At 67.5% G+C, this 5748-nt stretch carries 3 protein-coding genes; 1 reads left to right on the top strand and 2 read right to left on the bottom strand.

The features are described 5' to 3' along the window. Window positions 1-426: 426 nt before the first annotated feature. Window positions 427-1062 (bottom strand): tetratricopeptide repeat protein, encoded by a 636-nt coding sequence (locus tag N5J73_RS23930; protein WP_279941368.1) that lies wholly within the window; start codon window positions 1060-1062, stop codon window positions 427-429. 168 nt (window positions 1063-1230) lie between these two features. On the opposite strand from N5J73_RS23930, the gene N5J73_RS23925 reads away from it, so the two are divergent. Further along, window positions 1231-4917 (top strand): indolepyruvate ferredoxin oxidoreductase family protein, encoded by a 3687-nt coding sequence (locus N5J73_RS23925; RefSeq protein ID WP_049448808.1) that lies wholly within the window; start codon window positions 1231-1233, stop codon window positions 4915-4917. Window positions 4918-4990: 73 nt separating this feature from the next. Here the strand turns inward: N5J73_RS23925 and N5J73_RS23920 are convergent, their stop codons facing one another. After that, complete coding sequence (locus N5J73_RS23920) at window positions 4991-5605, bottom strand: DUF938 domain-containing protein (protein ID WP_049448810.1); 615 nt, start codon at window positions 5603-5605, stop codon at window positions 4991-4993. Between the last annotated feature and the right edge of the window lie 143 nt (window positions 5606-5748).

The raw sequence follows: 5748 nt of genomic DNA, 5'->3' as shown, positions 1-5748 counted from the left end.
ACACACCCCGCCCGGCCTCTGACAATTTCCGAGTGAGTCCGCCACGGAAAAGAAAGAAGAAAAGCAGAAGCAAAAGCAAAAGCGCTTGGCTGGCCGCTCTTTGTAGAGCCGAGCCCACGCTCGACTGCGCTTCGCCCAGATATCGAAAAATCGATTCCGATGCAGATTCATCCACGCATGGCGTGGATCTACCGTGTCGACCAAGGTCGACACCTACCAACAGCAGCGTCGAACCGTCAGAAGTGGGGCGGTGTGGGTTGGCAGGACCGTTGGCGCCATGGATGGCGCCATCGAGCCCCCAGGGACGGGTTTACGGCGTGTCCTGCCAACCCACACCGCCCCGCCATCCCGCGGATTGCCCGCTGTTGCTGTTGCTTCGGCTGTTGCCTCTGCGGGTGCCGGGTGCAACCCGGCCGAACCCCTCCCTCAGGGCCAGGCAGGCGGTGCGGCCGCCCAGGCCTGCTGCACCTCGGCCAGCGACGCACGCTCATCCTCACGCCAATGCGGCAGCAGCTGCCCATAGTTCGCCGTGGCATTCCACTGCGTCGGCTCGGTGCGCACCGCAGCCGCATACCACTGCACCGCCTCCTGCTTCTGCCCCAGCCGCCACAGCGCCAGCGCGTAGGTCGGCGGCACCCAGCTGGGCTTCGTCCGTGCGCTGCCAGCGGAGGCCAGCCACTGTTCCAGTGCCGCCTCTGCCTTGCCCTGCCGCAGCAGGTGCCAGCCATAGTTCCAGCGCACGCTGCGGGCGACGCTGGCCTGTGCCGATGCCTCCTTCAGGGCCTCGCCATACAGCTGATCGGCCAGCTCGGCGCGGCCCTGGGTCCCGGCCACCGAGGCCAGCTGTACCGTCGCCTCGACCGCGCGGCGGCCCCGTTCACGCAGCTTGACCAGCTGGGCTACCAGATCATCGCCCTCGCCCTGCACCACCACCATCGGTGTGGCCGCCGGGTCGTTGTCGAAGTAGAACTCCTGCGGTGCCGGCACGGCCGGCGCGGCCCACGCAGTGGCCACTCCCGAGGCCAGCAGTACGCTGGCCAGGATCTTTCCTGGAACTGACATCCCTTCTCCCCAGGCCGCAACTGCAGCCTCCCTCTCTCTCCCGATCCTAACCCCAGCACCGCCGCGGGCGCGAGTGCCAGGGCCTGCGCGGCCCCGCTGCTACAATTCGCGCCTTTCCCGCCGCGTGCCTGCACGCGGCCGGTGCCAGCCGATCCTACCGGGCCAGCCATGACCAGTACCGCGCAACTCACTTCGCCCTCTTCCGCCGACCTGCTCGACCGTGACTACACGCTCGACCACAAGTACACCCGCAATGAGGGGCGGATCTACCTGAGTGGCGTGCAGGCGCTGGTGCGGCTGCCGCTGATGCAGCGCCTGCGCGACGCCGCCGAGGGCATCGACAGCGCTGGTTTCGTCAGCGGCTACCGTGGCAGCCCGCTGGGTGGCTTCGACCTGGAGTTGTGGCGCGCGCGCAAGCATCTTGAAGCCGCCAAGGTGAAGTTCACCCCGGGCCTGAACGAGGACCTGGGCGCCACCATGGTGTGGGGCACGCAGCAGACCAACCTGTTCCCCGGCGCCAACGTGCAGGGCGTGTTCGGCATGTGGTACGGCAAGGGCCCGGGCGTGGACCGCTGCGGCGACGTGTTCAAGCATGCCAATGCTGCGGGCACCTCGCGCTACGGCGGCGTGCTGGCGCTGGCCGCCGATGACCATGCCTGCCGCAGTTCGACCCTGCCGCATGGCAGCGAGGACGAGTTCGTCAGCGCCATGATGCCGGTGCTGAACCCGGCCGGCGTGCAGGACATCCTCGACATGGGCCTGCTGGGCTGGGCGATGAGCCGTTACACCGGCCGCTGGGTCGGCTTCAAGACCATTGCCGAGACGGTGGAATCGTCGGCCTCGGTCGAGGTCGATCCGATGGCACGCCGCATCGTGCTGCCGGAAGACTTCGAAATGCCTTCGGGCGGCCTCAACATCCGCTGGCCGGACCCGCCGCTGGATCAGGAAATGCGCCTGCACCGCTATGCGGTGAAGGCTGCGCAGGCATTCGCCCGCGCCAACGGCATCGACAAGGTGGTGATGGACGCGCCGCGCGCGCGGCTGGGCATCGTCACCACCGGCAAGAGCTACCTGGACGTGCTTCAGGCGCTGGAATACCTGGGCCTGGACGAAGCCGCGTGCGCCGACATCGGCATCCGCGTGTACAAGGTCGGCATGACCTGGCCGCTGGAGCCTCAGGGCATCGCGCGCTTCGCGCAGGGTCTGGAAGACATCATCGTGGTGGAGGAAAAGCGTGCCTTCATCGAGCGCCAGATGAAGGAGCAGTTCTTCAACTGGCCGGCCAGCTGGGGCCAGCGCCCATCCATCGTCGGCAAGTACGACGAGAGCGGCGAATGGATCCTGCCATCCACCGGTGAGCTGACACCGGCCACCATCGCCGGCGTGATCGGCCGCCGCATCCAGAAGTTCTTCAACAACGAGTCGATCGAGCAGCGCCTGCAGTGGATGCAGGAAAAGGAAGCCGAGCTTGCGTTGCCGCGCGCCAGCTTCCCGCGCGTACCGCATTACTGCTCGGGCTGCCCGCACAACACCTCCACCCAGGTGCCGGAAGGCTCGCGGGCGCTGGCCGGCATCGGTTGCCATTACATGGTGACCTGGATGGACCGCAGCACCGATACCTTCACCCACATGGGCGGCGAAGGCGTGACCTGGGCCGGGCAGGCGCCGTTCACCGACACCCCGCACGTGTTCCAGAACCTCGGCGACGGCACCTACTTCCACAGCGGTTCGCTGGCGATCCGCCAGGCGGTCGCGGCCGGCGTCAACATCACCTACAAGATCCTCTACAACGATGCGGTGGCGATGACCGGCGGCCAGCCGGTGGACGGCCCGCTGAGCGTGCCGGACATCGCAAAGCAGATGCGCGCCGAAGGCATCCACACCATCGTGGTGCTGTCGGACAACATCGGCAAGTGGACCGGCCAGCGCGAGCACTTCCCCAGCGACGTCGAGTTCCACGACCGCAGCGAGCTGGACGAAGTGCAGAAGCGCCTGCGCGAAGTGAAGGGTGTTTCGATCCTGATCTATGAACAGACCTGCGCCACCGAGAAGCGCCGCCGCCGCAAGCGCGGCAAGCTGGAAGACCCGCAGAAGCGCGTGCTGATCAATTCGCTGGTCTGCGAAGGCTGCGGCGACTGCGGCAAGAAGAGCTTCTGCGTGTCGGTGCTGCCGAAGGAAACCGAGTTCGGCCGCAAGCGCGAGATCGACCAGTCCAACTGCAACAAGGACTATTCCTGCGTGAATGGTTTCTGCCCGAGCTTTGTCACCGTGCACGGTGGCCAGCCGCGCAAGGGCAGCAAGCGCGATGCCTCCACCCTGCTGGACAACCTGCCGGCGCCGACCCTCCGCGGCACCCTGGAACAGCCCTGGAACATCCTGATCACGGGCGTCGGCGGTACCGGCGTGGTGACCATCGGCGCGCTGCTGGGCATGGCCGGCCACCTGGAAGGCAAGGGCGCGACCGTGCTCGACCAGACCGGCCTGGCGCAGAAGGGCGGCGCGGTGACCACGCATATCCGCATTGCCCGTCGCCCTGAAGACATCCACGCCGTGCGCATCGCCGCCGGCGAAGCCGACCTGGTGCTGGGCTGCGACATGGTGGTGGTCAACGATTACTGGGCCCTGTCGAAGGTGCGTGCCGGCCGTTCGCAGGTGGTGCTGAACACCTACGAGGCGATGCCCGGCACCTTCACCACTCGCCCGGACATGCAGTTCCCCGCCGCCGACATCGTGGCCGGTGTGCGCGTGGCGCTGGGTGGCGAGGAACCGCTGCTGCTCGATGCCACCCAGCTGGCCACCGCGCTGCTCGGCGATGCCATCGCCGCCAACCTGTTCATCCTCGGCTACGCATGGCAGCAGGGGCTGGTGCCGCTGTCGTTCGAGTCGCTGATGCGCGCCATCGAGCTCAACGGCGCCGCCGTGGCGATGAACCAGCAGGCCTTCGCCTGGGGCCGCCTGGCCGTGGTCGACCCGCAGGCTGTGCAGCAGGCCGCCGGCCTGGTGCGCAACCGCCACACCGATACCGAGTCCACCCCGGGCCCGCTGCACCCGCTGCCGCCGGGCGAATGGGAAGGCAACGAATGGGGTGCCACCGCCGCACCGCGCAACACCGGCGACGAACGCGAACTGCGTGGCCTGCCCTCGCACGGTGGCGACGTGGCGTTCCTGCCGCTGGACGACGCACGCCTGTCGCGTTCGCTGGATGAAATGATCGAGCGCCGCGCCGCCTTCCTGGTCGAGTACCAGGACGCTGCCTACGCCAATCGCTATCGCAACCTGGTCGAGCGCGTACGCGCCACCGAAGCCGACCGCATCGGTGGTTCCACCGCACTGACCGAGACGGTGGCCCGCTATCTGTTCAAGCTGATGGCCTACAAGGACGAGTACGAAGTGGCCCGCCTGTACACCAGCGGCGACTTCCAGCGCCGCCTGCAGCAGCAGTTCGAGGGCGACTACCAGCTGCGCTTCCACCTGGCACCGCCGCTGTTCGCCAAGAAGGACGAGCAGGGCCGGTTGCTGAAGAAGGAATACGGCCCGTGGATGTTCAAGGCCTTCGGCCTGCTGGCCAAGCTGAAGTTCCTGCGTGGCGGCCGACTCGATGTGTTTGGGCGCACCGAGGAACGCCGCATGGAGCGCAAGCTGATCGGTGACTACGAGGCCACCGTGCAGGTGCTGCTGGATGGACTGAATGACGACCGCCTGGCGCTGGCGGTGGAGATCGCCAGCGTGCCCGAGCACATCCGCGGCTTCGGCCACGTCAAGGAAGCGCATTTCGAGCAGGCCAAGGCGCGCGAAGCCGCCCTGCTGGCGCAATGGCGCAATCCGAAGGCACTGCACATCGTGCAGGTGGCCTGATGGTCGTGCCGGCCGCTGGCCGGCAACCTGTTGCCAGGATCGATGTCGGCCAGCGGCCGGCACTACCGGCGGTTTACCCCAACCGCCACAGCAGCAGGCGGTTGTTGGCCGGCATTGCTAGATCCCCCAGGCGGGTGAATCCGTTGTCGGCGGCCAGCGCCTGCACCGCTTCGCTATCGCGGATGCCGCTGCGCGGATCACGTGCCTTCAGCCAGGCATCGAACTGCGCATTGCTGTCACTGGTGTAGCGACCGCCGTAGTTGAACGGGCCATACACTGCCAGCAACGCACCATGACGCAGCACCGGTGGCAGCGCGGCGAACAACGCCTGCACGTGGTCCCAGCCCATGATGTGCAACGTGTTGGCGCTGAATGCGGCATCGAACGCGCTGCCCTCGGGCAACGACAGGCCCGGCGCCGGGGGTAGTTCCACCTGCAATGCCACCGGCGGCAGCAGGTTCAGCAGCGCGGCCTCAGCACGCCAAGCCTCGATGCCGGGCAGATGGTCCGCATGGTCGCTGGGCTGCCAGCGCAGCCACGGCCAGCGCTCGGCGAAGAAGGCCGCGTGCTGGCCGGTGCCACTGCCGATCTCCAGCACCCGATGCCGGTCGCCCATCCACGGGTCGAGTGCCGTGGCGATCGGTTCACGGTTGCGCTCGCAGGCTTCTGAATACGGCTTGCTCGACATCAGGGACGGTGTCCAGGCGGGGTCGGCCCCATTGTGCACGAGGGGGTGTTGCTCGGCAGGGCTGCGCCCTGCACCCCGCCGAAGCCGGAGCAACGGCAACAGCCAAAGCAACAGCGACAGCGGGCTTCCTGTGGGATGGCGGG

This window comes from Stenotrophomonas sp. GD03654 (genome assembly GCF_029845105.1).
Taxonomy (GTDB): domain Bacteria; phylum Pseudomonadota; class Gammaproteobacteria; order Xanthomonadales; family Xanthomonadaceae; genus Stenotrophomonas; species Stenotrophomonas africana.
Note: the sequence above shows the minus strand (reverse complement) of the source record. Positions and strands in the feature narration are given on the sequence as shown.

Bases quoted from the DNA above. Each gene is read 5' to 3' on its own strand.
- N5J73_RS23925 (WP_049448808.1), top strand. From the start codon at position 1,231: ATGACCAGTACCGCGCAACTCACTTCGCCCTCTTCCGCCGACCTGCTC.
- N5J73_RS23920 (WP_049448810.1), bottom strand. From the start codon at position 5,605: ATGTCGAGCAAGCCGTATTCAGAAGCCTGCGAGCGCAACCGTGAACCG.
- N5J73_RS23930 (WP_279941368.1), bottom strand. From the start codon at position 1,062: ATGTCAGTTCCAGGAAAGATCCTGGCCAGCGTACTGCTGGCCTCGGGA.